The organism is Mycobacterium gordonae, from assembly GCF_017086405.1.
GTDB lineage: Bacteria > Actinomycetota > Actinomycetes > Mycobacteriales > Mycobacteriaceae > Mycobacterium > Mycobacterium gordonae_D.
Genome location: NZ_CP070973.1, coordinates 6,163,630 through 6,186,650, shown reverse-complemented (window position 1 = coordinate 6,186,650; position 23,021 = coordinate 6,163,630). Strand labels below are relative to the sequence as shown.

General features: G+C 66.4%; 23 protein-coding genes and 3 pseudogenes. 9 read left to right on the top strand and 17 right to left on the bottom strand.

Going from position 1 to position 23,021, the window contains the following annotated elements; translation table 11 throughout:
- The first annotated feature begins 85 nt into the window (after window positions 1-85).
- From JX552_RS26460 to JX552_RS26445, 4 genes are all read left to right on the top strand, one after another.
- The gene (locus tag JX552_RS26460; RefSeq protein ID WP_205874746.1) at window positions 86-700 is read left to right on the top strand and encodes a TetR/AcrR family transcriptional regulator; all 615 of its coding nucleotides are present in this window, start codon (window positions 86-88) and stop codon (window positions 698-700) included.
- On the top strand, window positions 697-1,200 hold the full coding sequence (locus JX552_RS26455; protein WP_205874745.1) for a hypothetical protein: 504 nt from the start codon (window positions 697-699) through the stop codon (window positions 1,198-1,200). The genes JX552_RS26460 and JX552_RS26455 overlap by 4 nt, the downstream gene beginning before the upstream one ends.
- A 181-nt stretch (window positions 1,201-1,381) precedes the next feature.
- Complete coding sequence (locus tag JX552_RS26450; protein ID WP_205874744.1) at window positions 1,382-2,659, top strand: cytochrome P450; 1,278 nt, start codon at window positions 1,382-1,384, stop codon at window positions 2,657-2,659.
- Window positions 2,660-2,669: 10 nt separating this feature from the next.
- The gene (locus JX552_RS26445) at window positions 2,670-2,858 is read left to right on the top strand and encodes a ferredoxin (RefSeq protein WP_205874743.1); all 189 of its coding nucleotides are present in this window, start codon (window positions 2,670-2,672) and stop codon (window positions 2,856-2,858) included.
- Between the two features lie 4 nt (window positions 2,859-2,862).
- Here JX552_RS26445 and JX552_RS26440 read toward each other — a convergent pair whose 3' ends face one another.
- The 5 genes from JX552_RS26440 to JX552_RS26420 form a co-directional block, all read right to left on the bottom strand.
- Entirely contained in the window at window positions 2,863-4,731 is a 1,869-nt protein-coding gene (locus tag JX552_RS26440; protein WP_205874742.1) for a PE family protein, read from the bottom strand.
- A gap of 137 nt (window positions 4,732-4,868) precedes the next feature.
- A complete protein-coding gene (locus JX552_RS26435) occupies window positions 4,869-5,057 on the bottom strand; it encodes a ferredoxin (RefSeq protein ID WP_205874741.1) in 189 nt (62 codons plus the stop codon).
- Window positions 5,054-6,259 (bottom strand): cytochrome P450, encoded by a 1,206-nt coding sequence (locus JX552_RS26430; RefSeq protein WP_205874740.1) that lies wholly within the window; start codon window positions 6,257-6,259, stop codon window positions 5,054-5,056. The genes JX552_RS26435 and JX552_RS26430 overlap by 4 nt, the downstream gene beginning before the upstream one ends.
- 126 nt (window positions 6,260-6,385) lie before the next feature.
- Window positions 6,386-7,327 carry an alpha/beta hydrolase gene (locus tag JX552_RS26425; RefSeq protein ID WP_205874739.1) on the bottom strand — a complete coding sequence of 314 codons (942 nt, stop codon included), beginning with the start codon at window positions 7,325-7,327 and terminating at the stop codon, window positions 6,386-6,388.
- A complete protein-coding gene (locus tag JX552_RS26420; RefSeq protein WP_205874738.1) occupies window positions 7,324-8,979 on the bottom strand; it encodes a thiolase C-terminal domain-containing protein in 1,656 nt (551 codons plus the stop codon). Before JX552_RS26420 ends, JX552_RS26425 begins: the two co-directional genes overlap by 4 nt.
- A gap of 96 nt (window positions 8,980-9,075) precedes the next feature.
- Here JX552_RS26420 and JX552_RS26415 point away from each other — a divergent pair, with 96 nt between their 5' ends.
- The 4 genes and pseudogenes from JX552_RS26415 to JX552_RS26400 form a co-directional block, all read left to right on the top strand.
- Window positions 9,076-9,843, top strand: coding sequence for an enoyl-CoA hydratase/isomerase family protein (locus JX552_RS26415; RefSeq protein ID WP_205874737.1), 768 nt, complete (start codon window positions 9,076-9,078; stop codon window positions 9,841-9,843).
- Between the two features lie 17 nt (window positions 9,844-9,860).
- Window positions 9,861-10,385 (top strand): annotated as a pseudogene (locus JX552_RS26410) (acyl-CoA dehydrogenase family protein); the annotation flags it as partial.
- A 323-nt stretch (window positions 10,386-10,708) separates the two neighbouring features.
- Entirely contained in the window at window positions 10,709-11,968 is a 1,260-nt protein-coding gene (locus JX552_RS26405) for an IS110 family RNA-guided transposase (protein ID WP_205873902.1), read from the top strand.
- Between the two features lie 21 nt (window positions 11,969-11,989).
- Window positions 11,990-12,760 (top strand): annotated as a pseudogene (locus tag JX552_RS26400) (acyl-CoA dehydrogenase family protein); the annotation flags it as partial.
- On the opposite strand, the gene JX552_RS26395 reads toward JX552_RS26400, so the two are convergent.
- Genes JX552_RS26395 through JX552_RS26380 form a run of 4 tightly spaced genes read right to left on the bottom strand, consistent with a single transcriptional unit; the run spans window position 12,757 to window position 16,053 of the window.
- The gene (locus tag JX552_RS26395; RefSeq protein WP_205874736.1) at window positions 12,757-13,716 is read right to left on the bottom strand and encodes a phosphotransferase family protein; all 960 of its coding nucleotides are present in this window, start codon (window positions 13,714-13,716) and stop codon (window positions 12,757-12,759) included. The pseudogene JX552_RS26400 and the gene JX552_RS26395 overlap by 4 nt on opposite strands.
- On the bottom strand, window positions 13,704-14,489 hold the full coding sequence (locus JX552_RS26390; protein WP_205878701.1) for an SDR family NAD(P)-dependent oxidoreductase: 786 nt from the start codon (window positions 14,487-14,489) through the stop codon (window positions 13,704-13,706). The genes JX552_RS26395 and JX552_RS26390 overlap by 13 nt, the downstream gene beginning before the upstream one ends.
- Window positions 14,486-14,782 carry a ferredoxin gene (locus JX552_RS26385; RefSeq protein WP_205874735.1) on the bottom strand — a complete coding sequence of 99 codons (297 nt, stop codon included), beginning with the start codon at window positions 14,780-14,782 and terminating at the stop codon, window positions 14,486-14,488. The genes JX552_RS26390 and JX552_RS26385 overlap by 4 nt, the downstream gene beginning before the upstream one ends.
- Window positions 14,779-16,053, bottom strand: a complete 1,275-nt coding sequence (locus JX552_RS26380; RefSeq protein WP_205874734.1) for an NADH-ubiquinone oxidoreductase-F iron-sulfur binding region domain-containing protein — start codon at window positions 16,051-16,053, stop codon at window positions 14,779-14,781. The genes JX552_RS26385 and JX552_RS26380 overlap by 4 nt, the downstream gene beginning before the upstream one ends.
- A gap of 27 nt (window positions 16,054-16,080) precedes the next feature.
- On the opposite strand from JX552_RS26380, the gene JX552_RS26375 reads away from it, so the two are divergent.
- Window positions 16,081-16,554, top strand: a complete 474-nt coding sequence (locus tag JX552_RS26375; RefSeq protein WP_205874733.1) for a hypothetical protein — start codon at window positions 16,081-16,083, stop codon at window positions 16,552-16,554.
- 5 nt (window positions 16,555-16,559) lie between these two features.
- Here JX552_RS26375 and JX552_RS26370 read toward each other — a convergent pair whose 3' ends face one another.
- The 8 genes and pseudogenes from JX552_RS26370 to JX552_RS26335 all read right to left on the bottom strand — a co-directional run bounded on the left by JX552_RS26370 (window position 16,560) and on the right by JX552_RS26335 (window position 23,014).
- Window positions 16,560-17,426, bottom strand: a complete 867-nt coding sequence (locus JX552_RS26370; RefSeq protein ID WP_205878700.1) for an alpha/beta fold hydrolase — start codon at window positions 17,424-17,426, stop codon at window positions 16,560-16,562.
- An 11-nt stretch (window positions 17,427-17,437) separates the two neighbouring features.
- Window positions 17,438-17,830, bottom strand: coding sequence for a Rieske (2Fe-2S) protein (locus tag JX552_RS26365; protein WP_205874732.1), 393 nt, complete (start codon window positions 17,828-17,830; stop codon window positions 17,438-17,440).
- Complete coding sequence (locus tag JX552_RS26360) at window positions 17,831-18,976, bottom strand: amidohydrolase family protein (RefSeq protein ID WP_205874731.1); 1,146 nt, start codon at window positions 18,974-18,976, stop codon at window positions 17,831-17,833. It abuts the gene before it with no gap.
- Window positions 18,977-18,999: 23 nt separating this feature from the next.
- Window positions 19,000-20,097, bottom strand: coding sequence for an amidohydrolase family protein (locus JX552_RS26355; RefSeq protein ID WP_205874730.1), 1,098 nt, complete (start codon window positions 20,095-20,097; stop codon window positions 19,000-19,002).
- A gap of 114 nt (window positions 20,098-20,211) precedes the next feature.
- Window positions 20,212-21,096, bottom strand: a complete 885-nt coding sequence (locus JX552_RS26350) for an NAD(P)-dependent oxidoreductase (protein ID WP_205874729.1) — start codon at window positions 21,094-21,096, stop codon at window positions 20,212-20,214.
- 4 nt (window positions 21,097-21,100) lie between these two features.
- On the bottom strand, window positions 21,101-21,481 hold the full coding sequence (locus JX552_RS26345; protein ID WP_205874728.1) for a carboxymuconolactone decarboxylase family protein: 381 nt from the start codon (window positions 21,479-21,481) through the stop codon (window positions 21,101-21,103).
- Between the two features lie 91 nt (window positions 21,482-21,572).
- Window positions 21,573-21,965: a DUF4189 domain-containing protein gene (locus JX552_RS26340; protein ID WP_205874727.1), complete on the bottom strand. Its 393-nt coding sequence runs from the start codon at window positions 21,963-21,965 to the stop codon at window positions 21,573-21,575.
- A gap of 208 nt (window positions 21,966-22,173) precedes the next feature.
- Window positions 22,174-23,014 (bottom strand): annotated as a pseudogene (locus JX552_RS26335) (phosphotransferase family protein).
- Between the last annotated feature and the right edge of the window lie 7 nt (window positions 23,015-23,021).

Sequence of the window (23,021 nt, the reverse complement as noted above, 5' to 3'; positions counted from 1 at the left end):
AGGAGGCCTTGCCACGTCTGGCCGATCCAACCTACTGTGTATTCACTAGGTTGGTTACGGCCCATTCGATTCGACGAGGAATCCGGTGCCCGACGTAAGGCCCTACGAGACGCTTCTCGCCAAAGGCGAAGACCGCAAACAGCGGATTCTGCAGGTGGCGCAGCGGCTGTTGTCGCGCAACGGCTGGCGCAATACGACACTTGCCCAGATCGCCGGCGAGGCGGGGGTGACCCCGGCGGGCCTGCTGCATCATTTCGAATCCAAGGAACAGCTGCTGCATGCGGTGCTGGATGCGCGCGACCTCGACGACGACACGCACTCCGACCGGGGCGCTGATCTGCTGGGTGAGATCGCGCTGGTCGCCGACCGCTTCAGTCGGCAGCCAGAGTTGGTGGGCACGTTCACCGTGCTGCTGGTAGAGAACATCGCCCCCGACGCACCGCTGCACGACCGCCTGGTGAACCGGCAGCGGGAAGCCACCGAGATCGTCGCCGCCGGCATCCGCCGCGGGCAGACCGCCGGCCGATATCGCGCCGACATAGACCCCGCCGTCAAGGCGGTAGAGATCCTCGCCTTCATCCACGGAATGGAAATGACATGGCTGCTCGACCCTTCAATACCCCTGGCCGAGGTGTTCAAGGAGTACGCGGAGGCGCTGGCGCGCGACTTCTCCCCGTCCAACCCGACGAGCGCGACATGAGATACCGGCTCGACGTCGTGGCGTCCAGCGTGGTCGACGTCGTGAAGTTCGCGGGCGGCTGGCTCTTCGACCGTTCGATGGCGGGCTGGGATGTCACGGTGCTACTCACCGACGACCCCGACGACCGTCCGCTGCACATCCTGGGGGCCAGGACGCTCGACCTCGAATCGGTGCTGGCGTCGGTGGGAACGCGTCCGCGTCCGCAGGCCCTGGCGGCCGCCGCGGATCTGCTCGGCTCGGACCCCCGGGTGCGCACCGGCGTCCTGCAGGCCCTCGACCATGGTGTCACCGAAGTGACGCTCTGGGGCACCACCTGGCCTGTCGAACTCGACGACAGCGTGGGGCGGGTCCAGCATCGGTTGAGCATGGCCGCGCAAACGTTCAAGGCCGCGGCGCTGGCCGCGGCGGCGGTGCCGGTGGACACCATCGGTGCGGTCGAGACATTCCGCAGCGGCCTGATGGCCCGCCGGTCGGTGGCCGCCGACCTGCTTCCGGCCTGACCCGCCTCAGCGCCGGCCGTGACTCCGGCGCCGGAAGGCCGATGTTGTGACGTCGGGAATTCCACGGTCGCCGGGTGGTCGTCGCTGGTGTGGCGTTGCGGTTCGGCACCCGCTGTGGAAATGTAATATCCGTAACCGAGAAGCTTATTCTCGCTAGCTGAGATTCGAAACGGAGCACGCCATGGTGGAGGACTTCACCGAACTGGATTTCTTCCGTGACCGCCAGCTTGTCGAGGATCCCTACCCGTACTACGAGGCGCTGCGCCAGCGGTGTCCGGTAACCCGCGAACCGCATCATGGCGTCACGATGGTGACCGGCTGGGACGAGGCGTGCGCGGTGCTCAACGACGCGCAGACCTTCTCCTCGTGCATTTCGGTGACCGGCCCGTTCCCTGGCTTCCCGGTGCCGTTGGACGGTCAGACCGACATCACCGAGTTGATCGAGCAGCACCGCGACGAGTTGCCCTTCAGTGACCAGCTGCCGACGCTGGACCCGCCCACCCACACCAATCACCGCTCGCTGTTGATGCGGCTGATCACCCCCAAGCGCCTCAAGGAGAACGAGGATGCCATGTGGGTGCTGGCCGATCAGGTGCTCGACGAGTTCCTGGCGCCGGGGCAGGGAGAGTTCATCAAGGGATTCGCCGGCCCGTTCACGCTGCTGGTGATCGCCGACCTGCTGGGTGTGCCGATGGAAGATCGCGACTCGTTCGTCAAGGGCATCCGCCAGAACTCAGGTGGCGGCGTCGGGGGCACCGGCAAAGAAGCGCTGGCCCACAGTCCGCTGGAGTTCCTCTACGGTCTGTTCTCCGACTACGTTCGCGACCGCCGGCGCGAGCCCCGCGACGACGTGCTGACCGGCCTGGCGACCGCCACCTATCCCGATGGCTCGATACCGGAGATCGAAGACGTCGCCCGTGTGGCCAGCAACGTCTTTTCCGCAGGGCAGGAGACCACCGTGCGACTCTTGGGCGCGGCGTTGCAGATCCTGGCGGAGTGTTCTGATCTCCAGCAGCAATTGCGGCGGGACCGCAGCCTGATCCCGAACTTCATCGAGGAGGCGCTGCGCGTCGAAAGCCCGGTCAAGGGGGACTTCCGGCTGAATCGGGTGCCGGTCAACGTCGGCGGCGTCGACCTACCGGCAGGCACCACGCTGATGGTTCTGCAGGCCGCCGCCAACCGCGATCCGCGCCGCTTCGAGGATCCGGCGACGTTCGACCCGGCCCGCAAGAATGCCCGGCAGCACCTGTCGTTCGGGCGCGGCATTCACAGCTGCCCAGGCGCCCCGCTGGCGCGTGCCGAAACGCGGGTCGCGCTCGAGCGCCTGCTGGACCGGACATCGGACATCAGACTTGACGAGCGGCGGCACGGCCCAGCGAATGACCGCCGCTACCAATACGTTCCGACCTACATCCTGCGTGGGTTGACCGAGTTGCATTTGGAGTTCACCGCGGGATGAGGGGTCTGTCATGAGGGTCTGGGTCGACGACGGGACGTGCCGCGGTCACGGCATGTGCCTGACGTTGTGCCCGGAAGTGTTCAGCTTGACCGACGACGGCTATGCCGAGGCGATAACTAGTGACGTGCCAACGGAATTCGAGGCGGCCACGCGCGAGGCCATCGAGTGCTGCCCGGAGCAGGCGATCAAGGAGCGCTGACGACTCAACCCGGCAGCCCGGCGCTGCCGGTCGGGCCATCGGCGCCCGCCTGCCCCGGCCCGCCCGGGGCGCCGTTCGCCAGGTTAACGAAGCCGATCCCGCCGGCGCCGCCGTCACCGAAGTCGCCGCCGCTGCCACCCGTCCCAGCGCTGCCACCCGCGGCAGCGGCGCCCGCGGCGCCGAAGAATCCCGCACCGCCGCCGGCGCCGCCGTTTCCGCCCGTTCCGCCGGCCCCTCCTGAACCACCGTCACCGCCGGTTCCACCGCTGCCGCCGAGAAATCCGTTGCCGCCGACCCCGCCCTGCCCACCCTGGGCGCCGGCACCGCCGGCGCCCGCGTTACCTCCCACGCCGCCCACGCCGCCATCGCCCATCAGCAGGCCGCCGTGACCACCGGCCCCTCCCGCACCGCCGGCGCCGCCGGCGCCACCGACGCCACCAACGCCACCCGACCCCCCGAAGCCGCCGGCGCCCGGCAATACCACGGCCAAACCGCCATCGCCCCCGGTGCCGCCGAAGCCCGCCCGGGTACCCATGCCGCCGATCCCGCCGGCGCCGCCGGCGCCGCCGGCGCCGCCGGTACCGATCAGAAACCCGCCGCGACCGCCGGTTCCCCCCGCGCCTCCGCTCCCGGCGGCCCCGCCGGCGACCCCGACGCCGCCCGATCCGCCGGCACCGCCGCCTCCTCCGATATCGGTGAGGCCCACAGCGATCCCGCCGGTGCCACCCTGTCCGCCGTCCGCGCCGACGCCGCCAGTCCCGCCCGTACCGCCGGCCCCGCCAACAGCGTGACCGTTGATGTCCGTGGCTAAGCCTCCGGTGCCGCCGGTACCGCCCACCGCTCCGGCGCCGCCGGCTCCGCCGGTGCCACCGGATCCGCCGATGCTGATCCCCAGAACTGAATTCGCTGCGCCGCCGGCGCCTCCCGTGCCGCCCACGGCGCCGGCGCCTCCGTTGCCGCCGATTCCCCCGCTCCCGCCGAGCGCAGTGTTTCCCGCACCCACTCCACCGGTGCCGCCTTCGCCGCCGGGCTGCCCGAGGGTGGGGCTGCTGACACCGTTACCCCCGGGGCCACCTGGCGCGCTGGTAAACACCGCATCGGTGCCCTTCGTCGCGGCCGGTCCCGCGGGCAGGACGCTCGGGTTGACGGCGTCGTCGCCCGCCGCGCCCAGTCCGCCGCTACCGCCCGCCCCACCGTTGCCGAAAAGTCCGGCAGATCCACCGCTTCCGCCCATGCCGCCATTGCCGCCGGCCACGATGGCGTTGCCGCCGCTGCCGCCGGCGCCGCCGTTGCCAGAGAACAGTCCGCCGTTGCCGCCGCTGCCGCCCGTCGCGCCGGGAGCGCCTTGGCCACCGCTACCGCCGGAACCGAACAGGCCCGCGTCGCCACCACGGCCGCCGGTCGGGTGTGCCCCACCGCCGGATCCACCGTTGCCGCCGTTGCCGAACAGCAGCCCCCCGGCCCCGCCGTCCTGTCCGGTGCCGGGCGCACCGTCGGCGCCGTTGCCGATCAGCGGGCGACCCAGCAGTGCCTGGGTCGGGGCGTTGATCAGGCCGAGGATCTGCTGCTCCGCCGCCTGCAGGGGCGACGCGGCGGTGGCGTCGGCAATCGCGTAGGAGCCTGCCGCGCAGGTGAGTTCCTGGATGAACTGGGCGTGAAACGCCGCGGCCTGCGCGCTGAGCGTCTGGTAGCCCCGGGCGTGCGTGCTGAACACGGTGGCGATCGCCGCCGACACCTCGTCAGCCGCTGCTGCCGCGAGTGCGGTGGTTGGTGCGGCCGCGGCGGCGCCGGCGGTCTGCAGTGTCGACCCGAGGCGGACCAGATCTGATGCCGCCGTTGCCATCATGTCCGGCGCTGCGATCACGTATGACATACCACTGACTCCCTCGGCAGGACGACCGTTACCTGGGCAACCGGCGACCCGACCGGAAGGAAGAGTGTATCGCTACTGCGCCGAAAGTGGTTGGCGTTTCGACAATTAGAACCACATTTCAGCAATGGGCGGCTCAGCTAAACGATGGAGATGGCCTGCCGCGGACACTGCCGCACCGCATCACGGACCAGTTCCTCGTTCTCTGGGGTGACCTCTGGCTGCAGGACCGTCAGCATGTCGTCATCGCCCAACAAGAACACGTCAGGTGCGATGCCCATGCACACGGCATTGCTCTCGCACAGATCCCAATCGACTTCGATTCTCATGGCAGCACCCTTACTGGAACGTTCTTCCATCCTGCGACATTCTGCATATGCACGCGGTTGCAGTTCTCCCAGTCCACCTCATAGCGCGGCATGAAGTTGAGTAACTTCTCCAGCGCAATGCAGCTCTCCATGCGGGCCAGCGCCGCGCCCAGACAGCTGTGGATTCCGTAGCCGAAGCTCAGGTTGAGCGCTTCGTGGCGGTCGCGGTCGATGTCGAACTCTTCGGGCTTGGTCCAGGCGGCGGGATCGCGGTTGGCCGCGCCGTTGATCAGGAACACCGGTTTCATGGCGGGTATGGTCACGCCATGCAGCTCAACGTCTTTCAATGAGCAACGAACCTGATACTGGGAGGGCGCCTCGTAGCGCAGCAGCTCCTCGACCGCCGCGGGGATCTTGCTGCGGTCCTCGAGCAACTTCTGCCACTGCTCGGGGAACCGCGCGAACACCACCGGCGCATTGCCCAGCAGCTTGGTCACCGTCTCGGCTCCGGCGCCACCCAATAGTGTTGCGAAGCCTGCTATCTCGATGTCGTCGAGTTTGGTCATCTGACCGTCTTCGCGCTCGATCTCGGCGTTGATCAGCTTGGTGAACAGGTCGTCGCGCGGCTCGGCGCGACGTTGTTGCAGGAGCTCGTAGTACAGCATCCAGGTTTCGATGTTGGCCTGCATGCCGCGTTCGCCGACCTCGACCTGTCCGGGTTCGCGGTGCAGCGACTCGTCGATCAGGTGACGCACCCGCTGGGCATGCTCTTCGGGCACTCCGAGCATCGTGGTGATCACCTCGACCGGGAACGGCCCCGAGAAATCCTGCACCACATCGAATCGGTCCGGATCGACCCTGCTGAGGTACTTGTCGATCTTCTCGCCGACCATCTCCCGCTGGTCCTGGATGGCGCGCGGCGTGAACACCTTGTTGAGCAGGCTGCGCATGTGCCGGTGATCGGGCGGGTCCATGAAGATGATCGACTTCTGCTCCGGTGGTTTGCCCGTCCGCACCATCGACAGGTCGATGCCGTAGGCCGATGAGTAGGTCTGGAAGTTCTTCAGGCCGGCCGCCACGTCGGCGTGCCGGGTCAGCGCATAGAAGTCATACTCCTCGCTGTAGTAGACCGGCGCTTCTTCCTGCATGCGCCGATAGGTGTCCCAGGCGCCGTTGAAGAAGTCCTCGGAGAACGGATCAAAGGTGACCTTCGACTTGGTCATTGAACGCTCCTTGCTGCTGAGCTGCGGGCTGACACCATTACAGCTGAACGCCTGACTGTAACGCTAACGGTAGCGGCTTCCGGGCCTGGCGAAAAGTGGTCGAAGGTCCCATTCTGGGGCGGCACATCAACCAGCCTCCGGGCCCGCTCCCGTCGAGCGTGACGCTGGATTCACGCTCGACGACGGTGAAGTCGGCTTCCCACTCGAGCCGTTGGCCGCCGCACATTCGTCGACGAACGCGAACACGCTGCGGTGGTACTCGGCTGCGTTGAGTCCGAGGCTGAGGTTGTGTCCCGCGTCGGGAAACCGGTTGCCGGTGAAAACGGGTGCTTGAGCGAACATTCCGGCGATTTCGGCCAGCTTGTCGTCGTCGCCTCGATACACCCGGTCGTGCTCGCCGATCGTGAACCGCACCGGCACCCGCACCGCCGGCGCCAGTTCCGGGAAGTACCGGTGTGGCCAGTTCACCGCCACATCCCGTTCGTAGGGCGGGGACGTCGAGGAGTTGGTGACCCCACGCAGAATGTCGGGCGGATACAGCCGGATCGGCTCCCACAGCAGCTCGCGGGTGCCAGGCGGGCGCTCCTTGACAGCGGCCGCCTTCATGATCTCCTTGGCGGCGTCGTGGTAGCGCCGGCCGGTGCCGCCGAGTTCCAGGCCCAACAATCCGGCGCCCCGGTCGTCGGCCGCCATCCGGGTCGCCAGCTCACACCCACCGGAATGGCCCAGTATGAACAGCCCCGCACCGCGTGATCGCTCACCGAGAATGCGTTCGACCGCACCGTATGCGAGATCGACGCGCTGTTCGGGAGTCTGCACCGCCTCCGGATACGGCCCTGAACTGCCATGCCCCGGCCGGTCGATCGCGATCACCGTGTAACCCAGCGCCGATCCCAAACGCAGCAACGACAACTCGGGATGCCCCGGGCAGTCGAAGTAGACCGCGGTGGTGCCCCCGCCGTGGATCGCCACGACGACGGCCTTGGGCTCGTCTGCCTCGGCGATGACGCCAGACATGGGCACGCCGTCGACGACGACCACGCGCGGGCGGGGAGTAACAGCAGTCATGCGTCGACCCGCAGCAGGATCACACCGCTGGGCGTCAAACCACCGCTGCTGACCACCGCGACCCGGGCCCCGGCGACCTGCCGATCACCGGCCTCACCGCGCAACTGGCTGACGGCCTCGTGCATTAGGCCCATGCCGTGGGTGCGGCCGTGGGAGAGCTGCCCCCCGTGGGTGTTGAGCGGTATGAGGCCGTCGCGGGCGATGTTCTTGCCCCCGTCCAGGAATTCACGCGCTTCGCCGATGCCGCAGAAGCCGAGCGCCTCGAGCCAGGACAGACAGTTGATGGTGAACCCGTCGTACAGCTCGGCGACGTCGACATCTTTGGGGCGCAGCGATGTTCGCGTCCACAGATGCGCGGACTGCCCCAGCACCTGCGGTTCGTGGGTGAGCGTGCTCTGGTCCCAGTCGATACGTTCGATGATCTGGGTTCCCACCGCCTCGACCAGGACGGGTGGCTTGGCCAGGTCGCGGGCGGCGTCGACGGCCGAGACGATGACGGCGATGGCGCCGTCACACGGGACGTCGCAGTCGTACAGGCCGAAAGGGGTGGTGATGGGTCGGGCGTTGAGGTAGTCGTCCATCGTCATCGGGTCGCGATAGACGGCGCTCGGGTTGAGTACGGCGTTGGCACGCTGGTTCAGCGCGATCCAGCCCAACGTCTCCTTGTTGGTGCCATAGCGGTGAAAGTGGCGCTGGGCGTTGATCGCCAAAGTGTGGGCCGCCGACGTGGCGCCGAACGGCCACTGCCAACTGTCGGTTCGCCCGCCGGACGGGACGATCCTGCCCTGCTTCATCAACTCGTTGAAGGTGGCTTCCCACAGCGTCCGGAAACACAGCACGTGTCGGGCCAGTCCGGCGGAGACGGCGAGCATCGCCGCGATCACCGACCCGCCCGGGCCGAAGGTTTCCATGCCGCCGTTGTGCCACGTCGGCCGGATGCCCAGGGCCGCTTCCAGCGCGGTCACCCCGCCCTCGTTGAACCCGCCGAAGTTTCCCCCGCCGGGGTAGGTCGAAAGGCCGTCGATGTCGTCGAAGCTCAGACCGGCGTCGGCGATCGCCGCCTCACACGCTTGCACGGTCAGCGACAGGGCAGGCACCATTTGCCGGCGGCCGATCGGTGACATACCGATTCCGGTCAGCGCGACCTTGTCTTCGAACTTCTCGGTGGTCAGCATCGGGCGGACGTGATCGCCGAAGCGTTCCGGCGCGATCTCGTCTTCGGGCAGCGGGCCCGGCTCAGCACCGGGGACTGGACGGAATAGCGGCAGCCATACATCCTCGATCTGTTCGAACACAACTTCGACGGTTTGGCCGAGCTGCAGGTCGCCGGGGTCTGAGTCGATGATGTTGGTGGTCAACCGAACTCGCGGATCTTCGGCGATGGCGACCTCGGCGATCACGTAGGGCGCCGGCATGCCGGGCACGCTGAACCGGTGGTTCACCGTGAACCCGGCCAGCGTCGCCCGGCCCGAGACGTCGCGCACGCCGATGTCGTGGCCACGACAGTAGCGGCACACCGGTGCAGGAGGGTGGATCAGCGACTGACAGGTCCGGCACTCCTGGAACCGCAGGACGCCGTCAGCACCTGCCTTCCAGAAGAACTCGTTCTCGTCAGTGAGCTGGGGCAGCGGGCGTCCCGGTGCTGCTGACACGTCACCTCCGCACGGTAGCGCCGTTATGCGAAACCGAGAATTACGTTATCATCTCTTCCAGCGTGCCAGCGCGGACACCTTCGAGCGGATCCTGATGTGAGTGTGCTTCAGCAGTCACCGAGTGCCGGTGTGACGGTGCTCCGATTGAACCGCCCTCAGCGGTTGAACGCCATCAACCACGGGATGCTGGCGGAACTCACCTCGGCGCTTGCGAATCTGGCCGCGGGCACCCGTGCCGTGGTCATCACCGGGGAGGGGCGGGGATTCTGCTCCGGACTGGACGTGCGCGACTTCGGAGCGGGAATTCCGGCCGCCGACGACCCGGCCATCGACCGGTTGCGCTTTCAGGAGTCGATGGCCGCGCTCCCGCAGGCGATCCGGGATCTGCCGCAACCGGTGATCGCGGCCGTCAACGGCCCTTGTGTGGGTGCTGGTCTGGCGTTGTGCCTGGCGGCCGACATCCGGATCTGTTCGACGGCAGCGACATTCGGGAACGCCGCGATCCTGCTGGGGTTGTCGGGGGCTGAGATGGGCATAAGTTACCACCTGCCGCGCATCGTCGGCACCAGCGTTGCCGCGGACTGGATGCTCACCGGCCGGACCGTGCCCGCGCAGGAGGCGGACCGCCGCGGATTGGTCAGTCAACTGGTTGCTCCGGAGGAATTGGACAACTGCGCGCTGGACTTGGCGGACCGGATCGCCGACCTCACGCCGCTCGGCGTCCAGCTCACCAAGCGCGCGCTACAGGTGAATACCGATGCTGCGGGCCTTGACTCGGCAGTTGAACTGGAGAATCGCAACCAGGTGATCAGTCATGCCACCGCCGAGGCTGCCGCGCTTCGCCAGAAGTGGTCGCAGGGATAAAGGGAAAGGATTGGCCTGTGGCGTGGGACTTCTCGACTGACCCGGAGTGGGCGGCGCAACTTGCCTGGGTGGACGACTTTGTGCGCTCAGAGTGCGAGCCGGTTGACCTGCTCGTCAAGGAGTCGCACGATCTCAACGACCCGGTTCGTCAAGCCCTGATTCCGCCGCTGCAACAGGTCGTGAAGGAGCGAGGTCTGTGGGCCACCCATCTCGGGCCGCATCTGGGCGGGCCCGGGTACGGGCAGCTGAAATTGGCACTGCTCAACGAAATCCTGGGTCGGTCGGAGTGTGCCCCCATCGTCTTCGGTTCGCAGGCGCCCGATTCGGGGAATAGCGAGATTCTGGCTCACTACGGCACCCCGGAACTCAAGAAACGATACTTGGAGCCGTTGCTGGATAACCGCATCGTGTCGTGCTTTTCGATGACCGAGCCGCAGGGCGGCGCCGACCCGAAGATCTTCACGACCTCGGCGGTCCGCGACGGTGACGAGTGGATCATCAACGGGGAGAAATGGTTCTCATCCTTCGCGTCGATGGCATCCTAATCGTTTGTAGGGATGGGTTGATCGGTCGAAATGACCGGGACTATTTCTGATCGGTCTGCTGCCAGGTGACGCCTGAGTTGTCCCGTCGTTCGACGACTTCTGAAAGAACGGCGCGCCTGGCGGCAGACCTCCCGGTGAGGTGGTGGGATTCCGTTGCCCGAGCCTGCCGCAGGGTTGACTTCCCGATGGTTGTTCCCGAGCCTTGAGCTCTTCGACAGAACGAAGTCCTGCGGTGCGCTGGAGTCACGGACGGCTAGTGAGATGACGGACCTTTGAGTCCCACGATTAGGGCGCCGCGTGAGTCCACCGGTAACAGCACGATGATCAACCGAAGGAGTCAAGGAACATTGAGACAGTATTGCGGAATTGATTGGGCTACAGCCCATCACGATGTCGCGGTGATCAATGACGATGGCAAAGTGGTGGCCCGCGGCCGGGTCAGTAACGACGCCGCCGGATTCGCCGCACTGCTGACGCTGCTGGCCGAAGCCGGCGACACCGCCGAGGATCCGATCCCGATCGGGATCGAAACCGACCGTGGCCTGTTCGTCGCGGCGTTGCGCGAAACCGGCCGGGTGATCTATCCGATCAACCCACTGGCTGCCTCCCGCTACCGGGCCCGGTACTCGGTCTCCGGCGCCAAATCCGATGCCACCGACGCGGTGCTGCTCGCCAACATCGTGCGCACCGACCCAGACGCGCACCGCCCGTTGCCGGCCGATACCGATCTGGCCCAAGCGATCCGGGTGTTGGCCCGGGCCCAGCAGGACGCGGTCTGGGCGCGTCAGCAGGTCGGCAATCAGATCCGCGATCTCCTCAAAGACTTCTACCCGGCCGCGCTGGTCGCGTTCGCCGGCCTGCCCGAAGGCGGACTGGCCCGCGCCGATGCCCGCACCGTCCTGACCGCCGCGCCGACGCCCACTCAGGCCGCCAACCTGACGCCGGCCCGGTTGCGGCGGCTGCTGATCAAAGCCGGCCGCAAACGCTACCTCGACCGTGACGTCGAGCGGCTGCGCGACATCTTCACCGACACCTACCTGCACCAGCCACCGGTGGTGGAGAACGCGATGGGCATTCACCTGACCGCGCTGCTGAGCCAGTTCGACGCGGCCTGCGCTGCCGCCGACGCACTCGCCGAGGCGGCGATCGCCCATTTTGACCAACACCCGGACGCCAAGATCATCACCAGTTTCCCCGGACTGGGGATGCTCGCCGGTGCCCGGGTGCTCGCCGAGATCGGTGACGACCGCACCCGTTTCGCCGATGCCCGCGGACTCAAAGCGTTCGCCGGATCGGCGCCGATCACCCGTGCTAGCGGCAAGAAAACCGCTGTCCTGCAACGCCATATCAAAAACCGTCGCCTCAACGCTGTCGGCCCGATCTGGGCCCTGGCATCGCTGCGCGCCTCCCCGGGAGCCCGCAGGCACTTCGACGCCCGCCGCGCAGCCGGAGACTGGAACCATCAAGCCCAACGACACCTGTTCAACAAATTCCTCGGCCAACTCCACCACTGCCTGCACACCGGCCAGCTCTACGACGAACATGTTGCGTTCCCACCTCCTCTCCAGCTCGCGGCTTGACCTTTAACTTCGTGAGATGTCTTTCTGATTGTCATGGCCGTCACCGATCCGGAAGCTCCGCCCTACGAACGCCATTCGATGTTCGTGGTTCCCGGCGAGACGGCAGGTATTCGTGTGCTGCGCGACGTGGGACTCGGGTACCAGCCGCTCGGCGGTGGTCGTGAGGGCTATGTGCGTTACGACAACGTACGGGTGCCCGCCGACCACATGCTCGGACCGCGCGGCGGCGCGTTCGTGGTCGCGCAGACCCGGCTCGGAGGTGGCCGCATCCACCACGCTATGCGCACCGTGGGGCTGGTGCGCCGGATCTTCGACATGCTCTGTGAGCGTGCGGTTTCCCGTCATACCCAGGGCCAGCTGCTGGGCGATAAGCAACTCGTCCAGGAGATGGTGGCCGACTCGTGGATGGAGATAGAGGCGTTCCGCCTGCTGACTCTGCAGACGGCGTGGAAGATCGATCAGTACAATGATTACAAGGCCGTCCGCGCCGATATCTCCGCGGTGAAGGCGATGATGCAGAAGGTCCTGCACGACGTGTCGGCGCGGGCGCTGCAGCTGCACGGCTCTCTGGGCACCACGCACGAGATGCCGTTCGTGCAGCACCTGGTCGAGTCGTTCGTGCTCGGGCTGGCGGACGGGCCGACCGAGGTGCACAAGACGGTGCTGGCCCGGCTACTGCTCAAGGACCGCAAACCCGCCCCGGACCTGTTCCCCTCCGAGCACCTGCTGCGGCTGCGGGAAGCGGCGGAGCGGAAGTTCGCGGTACAGCTCGCGGGCGTCCCGCGGTCCTAGTGCAGGTACCGGCGCGCGCGAGACAATAAGTGCGGCAAGATATCCGACACCTCTTCAATAGCGGGTTCCGGGCGGGTGCGCCGACGGTTGTGCTTGACGATAAGCGACCAGGTCGCGACAGACTTGAAGCAAGCTAGTGCCTGAAACCAGTCGAGGTCGGGTAACGGCACTGCCATTGCCGCTTGGTAGATCCGGGCCAACTCGTCAACTGGCGGTGTGCAGCCCACGCAGGGTGTGTCACGCCGATAGGTCAACGGATCGCTGTTGATAAGAAACCACCCGGCATCGACCCGCGGATCTCCCACCGACCAAATCTCCCAGTCGATGACGCCGGTGATCCGATCACCGACCGCGAGCAGATTGCCCAGTCGGAAGTCGCCGTGCACCAGGGCGGGCGGCAGCGGGGGAGGTAGCGAGGCGTGCAACGCAGCACCCACGTCGCGCCATCCGGGCGCCAGCGCCGGCTCCACCGTCTCCAATGCCCGACACCAGCGGTCGATCTCGGCGCCGGCGGTGACCACAGGCTCGCCGGCCAGACCGATCTCGGCGGGTTGGATCCGGTGTAGCCCAGCCATCATCGCGGCGGCATTACGAAACAGGTTGGCCACCAGAGGTTTCGACTGGGCGACATCCTCGAAATCGAACAACGGTTCCCGCGAGCTCCCGTCGAGGCGGGACATCACGATCAGCGGCGGCACCTCTGGTGGGCTGCCCGGGTCTTCCCACAGCACCCCGGGGACTGGTATCGCTGTCCCGTTGAGCGCCTTGATGATGCGGGACTGGCGCAGCACGTCGCGATTGCCCGTCGGCGCGACACCCGCGGGAGCGACCTTCACCACCACCGGCCGGCCTGCGAGCTGGCCGGCGTAAGTCAGGCTGGAGGCTCCGCCGCCGAGCGGGTGCAATCCCTCGACAGCGAGCCGGCTGCTCAACTCCTCGAAGGTCAGCTCAGCCATCCGATTTCGCGGAGAAAGCTCTGGGTGTGCGCGATGCGACCCGTCATCGTGCTGGCGTCGCCGGTGCACAGTTCGAGCACTGTCTGGGTGATGAGCCCGATGTCCTCGGTGTCGGTCTTCGCCAGGTCGAGGCTGCCGGCACCAGGTGTGGCAACCGGTTTCGACGGGGCAGCCGCATTGACGGCGATTCCGTCTTCATACAATTCGGCCGCAAGGCTTCTGGTCAGCCGGTTCAGTGCCGCCTTGACCGTGCCGTAGATGCCGAATCCCGCGCTGCGGTCGAATTCGTCGAAGGGCGGGCCACTCGGCAGGTCGCCGCCTACGGAGGTCACATTCAGCACCCAACCGCGGCGGCGCTCACGCATCGCGGGGATGGCCAGTTGCGTCAGGTGCAGCGGTGCCAGGACATGCATCTCCATCATCAGGCGCACCCGGCGCTCCGGAAACTCATCGAGTGGCCGCAGGAAGGTGACCGCCGCATTGTTGACCAGGATGTCAGGAGCGCCGATACAATGCACTACCTCGGCGAACAGGCGCTCACGGTCCTCGGTCTTCGACAGGTCGGCTTGGACGGCGATGGCCGATCCGCCGGCAGCGGCGATCTCGGCGAGTGTCTCCTGCAGCGAGCCCTGGTATTTGAGGTCGGGCTCCATCGTGCGGCCGGTGACGGCGACCGTAGCCCCCTCGCCGGCCAACCGCTGCGCGATCGCCTTACCCAGGCCTCTGCTGCTGCCGGTCACCAGCGCGGTCAGACCCGCGCAGCGGCCCGTCACCGGATGAAGCCCCACTCCGCTTCGTTGTCCTCGGTCTTGACGTGCGAGGCGGGATCGTCTTCGTCGTGCAGTTCGGGTTGCGGGATGCTTGGTTTGGGCTCGCCGATCTCGGTGATGGCGTGCACCGGGCAGTCCAATATCGCCCGCATCACCTTGTCGTGGTCGTCGGCCGGCACAGTGCCGTTGCCGGCCAGACTCGCATAGCCCCAGTCGTCGAGCGTGAAATAGCCAGGTGCACGCTTGCCACACAAACCGAAGCCGTCGCAAATGGTGCGGTCCAGGCGGATTTTCATGATCCCCCCATTACCTCGAAGGGGCGTTCGGCGCGATAAGCCCCAAGACTGCAATCCGGGCATGTCCCGTCGAGATGGGTTGCCACCTCGTCGGGAAACTGGTCGAGCAGGGTCGCCGCGACGTTGCAGGCCGCGTCCAGCGTTGCGCAGGCACCGCGGCCCCGCAGCACCACCGACCAGCGGCGCAGCCGCTCGACATCTTCTGCGGTGGCGGCGCCGTCGCGCAGGGCGCCGGCGGCGGCGGCCATGGCGGCGGTGCCGTTGAAACACGACCCGCACTGCCCGGCGTTCTCGCGGTCGAAGTACGCCGACACCGCGGCCGCGACCGCGACCGGGCATTCGTCGGTGATCAACGAGATTGCGCCGCAGCCCAAACCGCTGCCGATGCCGCGAATCGTCTCGTGATCGAGGGTGGTCTCCAGCACCCTGCCGTTGACCAGGCCGGCGAAGTAACCACCCATCAGGACGCCCCGTAGAATGTCCGGCGAAACACCATGGCGGGCAAGCAGTTCGGTGAAAGGCAGGCCGTGCGGGAGTTCGTAGAGAACGGCCGGCTTGCCCGCACCGGTGATGGTGGCCAGGAAGGTGCCCGGTGACTTCACGGTGCCCTGCGCGCGGAACACCGCCGAGCCGTGGCCGTGGATGTAGGCCAGGTTGGCCAGTGTTTCGACATTGCTCACCAGCGTCGGGCGTCCGCCGACCCCCGATTCGAAGGGGCGCGGCGGCTTGTCGGTCGGCTTGGCCGGTCCGCCGTCGACGGCCCGCACCGCCGCGGTCTCCTCGCCGGCCACATAACCCGGCTGCACCGGGAACACCTCGATGCTGACGTCACGCGAGCCGAGTTCGCTCAACGCCGACTCGACGCTGCGCGCCGAATCAGCTTCCGAAACAAGAACATAGGCGCGGTCGGCGCCGACCAACGTCGCTGCCAGGCACAGCCCGTCGAGGACCAGATGCGGCCGGTTGCGCAACAACCAGCGGTCTTTGACCGAAGCGGGCTCCCCCTCTTCACCATTCGCCACGACCACCGATCCACTGCAACGCCCATTGGCTCGCACCGTGTGCAACTTCACCGCAAGCGGAAAGGCCGCACCACCGCGGCCCAGCAGACCGCTGGCGTCGACTTCGGCGAGCAGCGCGTCGGCGTCGGCGAGCAGTCGGTAGCCACCCCGTTCGCGATATGCCGCAAGATCTTCGCGGCCTTCGGTCAGCAACCGGGGCGGGAAACCGGGCCAGGCGACGGTGCTGATCGCGACGTCGGCGGTGGTCATCGGCCGGCTCCGGTTAGGCTTGGCCGCATGCGGACTGCGGTGGTGCGCGTCAATGTCGACCAGACCGGTGTGCTCACGCCGGCGCAGTTAGGTGAGGGCATGGCCACGCTCCTCGGTCTCACTCGTGAAATCGGTGCTGAGATAGTCGAAAACGACCTTGCCGGCAGGCCGCCGAGCCGGCGGGAGGTCGAACTTCTGATCACCGGTGCGGACGTCGAGGCGACCACGGCTGCGGCAACCAAGCTGTGCAGCAAGGCCTTTGGCACAGAACCGAGAGTCGGCGTGGTCACCTTCATCAGCCGGGGAACCGACGCCGACGCGCACGGTGTGCTGGCGGCGTTCGGCCTGTCGGGCGAGATCGTGCGTGAGCCGGGTGACGACGGCTACGACGTCGTCTACGTCACGTTGCGCGAGGCCGACCTCGAACGAGTTCCGGAAAGCCGGATTCACACCGCCTTGGAGGCCTCGCTGAACTGCGAGGTCCACATCCGCGCCCGGTGACGGCATCACGATCTCAGGAAATCCAGGATCGCGGGAGCGGCCTGCACCCAGGTGTCGAACATGTTGAAGTGAGTCACCCGGCCGGCCGCGCGATCTTCTGACGCGCGCTCCCAGGCGTCCTCCGGCCACGGTGGGTCGATCAGCTGTGAACCCTTGATCAGGCAGCTGACTTCCAAAGACGTGCGCTTGGGATGATCCATGTCGTTCTCGCCACCGCGGATGATCAACGTGGGAATCTGGATGCGGTCGAACATCTCGTCCTCGACGCCCGGAATAGTCTGGCCGGGCTTGGACACGAACGCGTTGAGCCAGCGCAGCATCACCTTGAGAAAATCGTCTTTGTCGAAGTCGAGAAACCGTTGCTTGTTCGCCGGGTTTTCTGCGATGCGATCGCGCCACTCCGACACCTTGATCACGCCGTCCATGCCGGTGCCCCGCACCGCGAGAATGCTGGGGACGATGTAAAAGGACCCCAGCACGAACGTCCCGTAGATGCCGCCGACGATGTTCCACACCACCAGCTTGGTGATTAGGTCCGGATAGAGCATCGTGGCGAGCATCGAATCCCTTGCGCCGCCCGAGCCTCCGGCCAAGATGCACCGTTCGAAACCGAGTCCCGTCACCAGCTTCTGCAGGGTTTCGGCCCGCATATGGGATTCGCTCTGACCGTAGAACTGCACATCGGAGGCGCCGCAGTTGGGGCGGTCCCACAGCAGTACCCGGTAGCCGCCGTTAACCAGAGCCTCGGCCAGCGGGCGCAGTCCCTCGATGTCCTTGCTGAACCTGCCGCCCGGCGTCAGGGCGATGAGATCGCCCGCGTCGCCGAGTATTTCGTAGACGACGTGGCCGCCGTTGATCTCGAGTGACGACACGCCCGGCCGCGTCACGCCTGCACCAAGACGTCGTTGCCGATCACCCGGACCGGGTAGGTGCGGATGCTCCACTCCGGCTTGACCGCGGTAGTACCCGTAGCCAGCTCGAAACCCCATTGATGCCAAGGGCAGTAGATGTATTCCAGGTCGCGCACCATCACGGCGTCGCCCGCGGCCGTCTCGTCGACGACGGTACGTCCGCGCGCTCGTCCCGAACACAGCGGACCGCCCTGGTGCGGACAATAATTGGCGATCGCGTAGAAGGTGCCATGGACGTTGTACACGCCGACGCCGTGCCGCCCGATCGGCACCAATTTATGCGTACCCGGCGGGATCTCGTCCACCGTGGCGACGACGTGTTCGCGACCCTGAGCCAGGCGGGGTCGCGGATTCTCCTCGAGCATTCAGAGCACCCGGACCTGTCCCTCGAGCACCGGCACGGTCTCCGGCAGGTGATAGGTCGCAATGCCGTTCTTGTACATCACCGCATCGCGCGCGCCTTTGGGTAGATGCTTGACCAGCCAACGCGGATCGTCGAACGTCCAGTGCGGGTAGTCCGAGGAGAACAACAGGATCTTCTCGCACTCCATCCACTCCAGCATGCGGGTCAACTCCGTCTTGTCCTCCGGGTAGTCCAGCGGTTGGGTGGTGAACTTGATGTGATCCTTGACGTAGTCCGACGGCTTTCGTTTGATGTCGACGCGTGACGTGCGGGCCGCATAGATCGCGTCCATCCGCCACATCAGCGGCAGGATCCAGGTGAAGGCGTGCTCGACGAACACGATGCGCAGCGTGGGGAACCGGTCGAACACGCCGTCGAAGATCAGGCTCATCACCTGGTTGGCGGCCAACAGCGAGTAGGTGACCATGAAATCGTGGTTGTAGCTGGGGAATCCGACCGGTGGTGTCGGCAGCATCTCGTAGTTGCTGCGGGACAGATGGCAGCTCACCGTGATGTCGTGCTTGGTGGCCGCTTCCCAGATCGGGTTGTACATGGGGTGGCCCCAGGACGGGCGCGGCTCGGCCTTGATCAGTATCTGGGCCATGTAGGGGTGGCCCGCCCACTCCTCGATTTCGCGGGCGGAGCCGGCCGGATCTTCGACGGCCGCGCAGATCGACCCGCGCCAGCGCTGGTGCCAGTTGTTGTGATTGTCCAGCCAATGGTTGGCCTGCCAGTGGTTGAGGGCGGTCGAGTAGGCCTGGTGTGCCTCGGGTAGCCGTGGCGTACGCCCGCCCGGCTCTAGGATCGCGATGTCGGAGCCCGCCTCCATGATGAGCTGACGAAACGCCATATCCGGGTCACTGCCGGGGAATTCGCCGTCGGGCGGGAAGGTGTCGACCCGCATCGCGAACGAGTGCGCGTAGTCCGGTGCGTCGTAATAGATCAACTCCCCGACCTTGTGGTCGAGGAAGAACTTGCTGCGCCAGGGCTCTGGGATGTACTGAGTGATTTCACCGCGTTTGGGCACGGGGTGGACATCCGAGTCGACGCATCGGACGGCGATGCGCTCGGCGGCCGGAACCCTCTCGTGCATATGGGTCAGCGACATGGCATTCTCCTAAGTACTCACTTCTACTGTGCGCCCGAGCCGACGGTGATGTCTATGCCGTACAGCCCGGCCGCGTTCCGCCAGCACAACTTCTCGCGCTGCTCGGCCGAAAGCGCCTGGGGCAGGTTGGTCACATCGCCGCACTGCCAGTGCGGATAGCTGGACCCGAACATCACCATGTCGTCCTTACCGGTGAAATGCAGCCAGTCACCGGCGAAGTCGGCGTCGCCGGGCCCGTCCATCGCACCCTGGACGAAGTACACATGGCCGGGTAGGTAGTCGCTCGGTATCCGGGGAGCCCACGGCGTCTGTTCCAGGTGCGGGCGACCGAAGGTGTCCATCCGCCAGATGAACGGCGTGATGAAGTCTCCGGCACCGTCCGCCCAGACGAACTTCAGCGCCGGAAACCGCTCGAAGACGCCCTCGGCGATCATGTTCATCAGGTGATACAGGTAGTTCAGCGCCATGAAGCTGACGTATTGCTCGTAGGTGCGGGTATGCCCGGACGGCGTCGGCGGGAACCCGATGCCCTCGCCCGACTCGATGTGCACGGCCACCGGGAGGTTCGCATCCGCCGCGGCTTCCCACAACGGCCAGAACTGCGGCTTGCCGTACACCTCGCGCGACTGCAGCGGAACGCCGACTTGCACGACGCGTGGATGCCCGCGCCATTTCTCGAGTTCGCGTACCGCGCCGGCGATGTCGTCGGGGTTGACCCGGATGGTGCCGCGGAACCGGTCGCCGAACTCGGCGTGCTCGAGCCAGCGTGACACCATCATCTCGTTGTGGGCGGCATGTAGTGCGGTGCCCAGGTGACGGTCCGGCATGATCCCGCGCCCCATCGGGTGCAGGATCGCGACATCCACCCCGCGATTGAGAAACAGCTCATTGGCAACGAAGTCCGGGTCGGAACCGGGATAGCGGCGACCGCGCTCGGGTCCCTCGGTGTTGGGTGCGTACTCGCTGCCGGGCGCGCCGTACCAGTCCATCTCGTAGTCGGGGAAGCCGCGGCTCTTGAACGGCTCGCGCAAGAAGCTACGCAGGTCCTGATTGGTGGGGAAGAAGATGTGGACACTGGCGTCGATGACCGGCGTACGCGTCCCGTCGGCGTGTTCGATCATGTAGTCCATCCTCCCGTCGTCACGGCATATGTCCTGCTAACGGCGCTTTTGCATTGCTATTTGCGAGTAATGTTCTTAAAACCGGATAATAACATTCTCTAATCGAAATGTAACTCAGCGTCTTGCCGGTCGGACGGTGACGCCGGCGGCCTCTTCGAACGGCTTGATCACCGAGGTGAAGTCGGAATCGGCGCCTTGGCTCGCCGCCGCGGCTTCCCACAGCCGGCCCACGGTCTCGGCGAGCTCGACCGTAACGCCGAGTGCTCGAGCCTCTTCGAGATAGAGGCGGACATCCTTGACCATCAGTCCGGTCGCGAACCCGTAGTCGAAGGTGCGCGGCAGGATCGCCCGTGGGAACTTGTCGCGGCTGGCGCTGGTGGCACCCGAGCCCGCATTGAGCACGTCGATCATGATGGCCGGGTCCAGGCCGGCCTTGACGCCCATCACCACGGCTTCTGCCGTCGCCACCAGCACGTTAGCGGCCAGGATGTTGTTGACCAGCTTCATCGTCTGCGCCGAACCCGGCGTGTCGCCGAGGTAGCAGGGGTGGCCCAGCGCGTTGAGCACCGGCTCGAGGTCGTCGAATTCGGCGCGCGGGCCCGACACCATGAGTGCCAGTACGCCGCGCTCGGCGCCGCTGACTCCGCCGCTGACCGGGCTGTCCAGAGCGACGATGTCACGTTGTGCGAGCAGCTCGTGGATCTGCGCCGCCGTCGGACGGCCGACGGTGGACAGGTCGACGTAGCGCTTGACGCGCGCGCCTTCGATCACCCCGGCGGACCCGGTCGCCACCTCTAGGCAGACGGCAGGGTTGGGAAGACTCGCCAGCACGGTCTCGGCGCGATCCGCCACGTCGCGGGGCGACGTCGCGGCCGGGGCCCCGAGGCGCGCCAGCGCGTCGCTACAGGTGTCGAAAGCGACGATGTCGTGGCCGGCGTCGACGAGTCGCCGGGCCATGGGCAATCCCATGTTGCCCAGACCGATGAACCCGATTGGCATCCGATCAACCGTTGTCCAGCTCGGCGAAGATCTCGCCGGCGGTGCGGAAGCTGTCGACTGCTGCAGGCACCCCGGCGTAGATGGCGACCTGCAGAAAGACTTCGCGGATCTCCTCGCGTGTGACACCGTTGGTCAGCGCGGCCTTGAGGTGGGTGCGCAGTTCGTGCGGCCTGTTCAGTGCCGATGTCATCGCCAGATTGAGCATGCTGCGAGTCTTGCGGGTCAGGCCGTCGCGACCCCACACCGCGCCCCAGCAGTACTCGGTGACCAAGTCCTGCAACGGCCCGGTGAAGTCGTCGGCCTGTTCGATCGCGTTGTCGACGTATTCCTTGCCCAGGACTTCGGAGCGGATCTGCCGTCCACGCTGGTATGTTTCGCTGTCCACTGCCGTGCTCCTATGCTACGAGTTCGAGTAGCCTCGGATTCTACGGCGGCCAGCGAATTATATTGCTGGGAAACGGGATTGAACGCTCCGGTCAGTGGCATGCCCAGTTGACGACCCAGCCGCCGCCGAGATTGGCGATGGCGCGCTGTTCGGCCGCCTGCCGGGACAGGCCCACGCCGCCGTGGTAGGTGGCGCCGTCATGGGCGACCGCACCGCACTTCGTGAAGCTGGCGACCACGGTGCAGGTGGTTGCACCGCAGCGCTGTAAGGCCAGTCGCTCCGCCATGGATTTGTTCTTCTGCCGCCATGCTTTACCCGATGAGCCGTCGTGGCCGTAGGCGATGGCGCCGTAGAAGGTGTGATGTGGCGGCAAGTTAACGGGTTGGATGCGGGCGTCGGCAGGATGGATCGGCGTAGCCATCACGGCGGCTGCGAGCAGGCTGGCGAGCGCCAGGGCGACGCGACGCCGTTGTCGTGTCGTCATGCGTTGACCTTTCCGGTAGTCGTGTGAGCTGAAATTTACTGGAACGAAACATCTACCTTCTACAATACGCGCGGCAGTCGGGGGAACCGTCTGCCGGAAGGCACCGTCGGGGACGCTGCCCGATCTGGTGCTGCTTCGCGGCGACGCGCGCGGACCACCGCAGGGCGCCGGACCGCCGCAAATTCTGTTGGAGCGCTGTCGCGCTCACTCACAGTGAATCGCGCAGTGCGGCAATGGTTTCCAAATCATCCAGCGCTATGACGGCGCGCCGCAAACCCTCCAAGGCGATGTCTTCGACCTGCATACCGCCCATCCCGGCGGTGATCAGAGCCGCCACATACGCATACAGCGCACCCTGCCGGTAGCGCCGCCACAGTTCGTCGCCGCCAATGTCGGGTCCGCCGATGGCCGGCCAGGGCAAGGCGGTATTGGTCGAGCAGTTCCCGTTCAGCCGCCCGGCGGTCCGGTGGTGTCAGGCTCGTGACGAGGGTGTACGCCAGCTCGCGGGAGGGATGTCCGCGGCGCACCGCTTGCCAATCCAGCAGTCCGGGCCTGCCGTCGCGGAAGTACACGTTGCCCAGATGGGCGTCGCCGTGCATGACAGTGTGTGGGGCAGCGTCGATCAGGGCCGCAACCGCGCGATAGTTGTCGGCGATGAATCGGCCCCGCTCGACCGGGATGTCGGTGCGCCCGCGGAGTCGCTTGATCGAGGTGTTCATCATGGAGCCGGTCAGCAGGGAGGTGACGTCGGCCGACGGGGTGTAGAGCGTCTGGGCTGCCAGCTTGACGAACGCCGTTGGCGGGACGCCGTATCCGGTTAGCGCCAGGCGCGCGCGGGTCGAGGTCCCCGCGTCGGCGGTCAGGACGCTCATCGAAGCGACCTCGGTGCCCATGACATCGGACAGGACGCCCGCGCTGAGATCGGCGACGGCGCGCGGCAGCCTGGCGCGACTTCCGACGATCGCGTCGGTGGCGACCCGACCGACACCGCGGCCGAGGTGTGCGGCCAAACCGATGACCGAACGGGCCGGCGCCAGGGGCTTTCGCATGGTTGTC

What these genes read in the sequence shown, in the direction of transcription:
- JX552_RS26455 (WP_205874745.1), top strand. Translation starts at nt 697, where the DNA reads ATGAGATACCGGCTCGACGTCGTGGCGTCCAGCGTGGTCGACGTCGTG.
- JX552_RS26450 (WP_205874744.1), top strand. Translation starts at nt 1,382, where the DNA reads ATGGTGGAGGACTTCACCGAACTGGATTTCTTCCGTGACCGCCAGCTT.
- JX552_RS26445 (WP_205874743.1), top strand. Translation starts at nt 2,670, where the DNA reads ATGAGGGTCTGGGTCGACGACGGGACGTGCCGCGGTCACGGCATGTGC.
- JX552_RS26440 (WP_205874742.1), bottom strand. Translation starts at nt 4,731, where the DNA reads ATGTCATACGTGATCGCAGCGCCGGACATGATGGCAACGGCGGCATCA.
- JX552_RS26435 (WP_205874741.1), bottom strand. Translation starts at nt 5,057, where the DNA reads ATGAGAATCGAAGTCGATTGGGATCTGTGCGAGAGCAATGCCGTGTGC.
- JX552_RS26430 (WP_205874740.1), bottom strand. Translation starts at nt 6,259, where the DNA reads ATGACCAAGTCGAAGGTCACCTTTGATCCGTTCTCCGAGGACTTCTTC.
- JX552_RS26425 (WP_205874739.1), bottom strand. Translation starts at nt 7,327, where the DNA reads ATGACTGCTGTTACTCCCCGCCCGCGCGTGGTCGTCGTCGACGGCGTG.
- JX552_RS26405 (WP_205873902.1), top strand. Translation starts at nt 10,709, where the DNA reads ATGATCAACCGAAGGAGTCAAGGAACATTGAGACAGTATTGCGGAATT.
- JX552_RS26395 (WP_205874736.1), bottom strand. Translation starts at nt 13,716, where the DNA reads ATGGCTGAGCTGACCTTCGAGGAGTTGAGCAGCCGGCTCGCTGTCGAG.
- JX552_RS26385 (WP_205874735.1), bottom strand. Translation starts at nt 14,782, where the DNA reads ATGAAAATCCGCCTGGACCGCACCATTTGCGACGGCTTCGGTTTGTGT.
- JX552_RS26380 (WP_205874734.1), bottom strand. Translation starts at nt 16,053, where the DNA reads ATGACCACCGCCGACGTCGCGATCAGCACCGTCGCCTGGCCCGGTTTC.
- JX552_RS26375 (WP_205874733.1), top strand. Translation starts at nt 16,081, where the DNA reads ATGCGGACTGCGGTGGTGCGCGTCAATGTCGACCAGACCGGTGTGCTC.
- JX552_RS26365 (WP_205874732.1), bottom strand. Translation starts at nt 17,830, where the DNA reads ATGCTCGAGGAGAATCCGCGACCCCGCCTGGCTCAGGGTCGCGAACAC.
- JX552_RS26360 (WP_205874731.1), bottom strand. Translation starts at nt 18,976, where the DNA reads ATGTCGCTGACCCATATGCACGAGAGGGTTCCGGCCGCCGAGCGCATC.
- JX552_RS26355 (WP_205874730.1), bottom strand. Translation starts at nt 20,097, where the DNA reads ATGATCGAACACGCCGACGGGACGCGTACGCCGGTCATCGACGCCAGT.
- JX552_RS26350 (WP_205874729.1), bottom strand. Translation starts at nt 21,096, where the DNA reads ATGCCAATCGGGTTCATCGGTCTGGGCAACATGGGATTGCCCATGGCC.
- JX552_RS26340 (WP_205874727.1), bottom strand. Translation starts at nt 21,965, where the DNA reads ATGACGACACGACAACGGCGTCGCGTCGCCCTGGCGCTCGCCAGCCTG.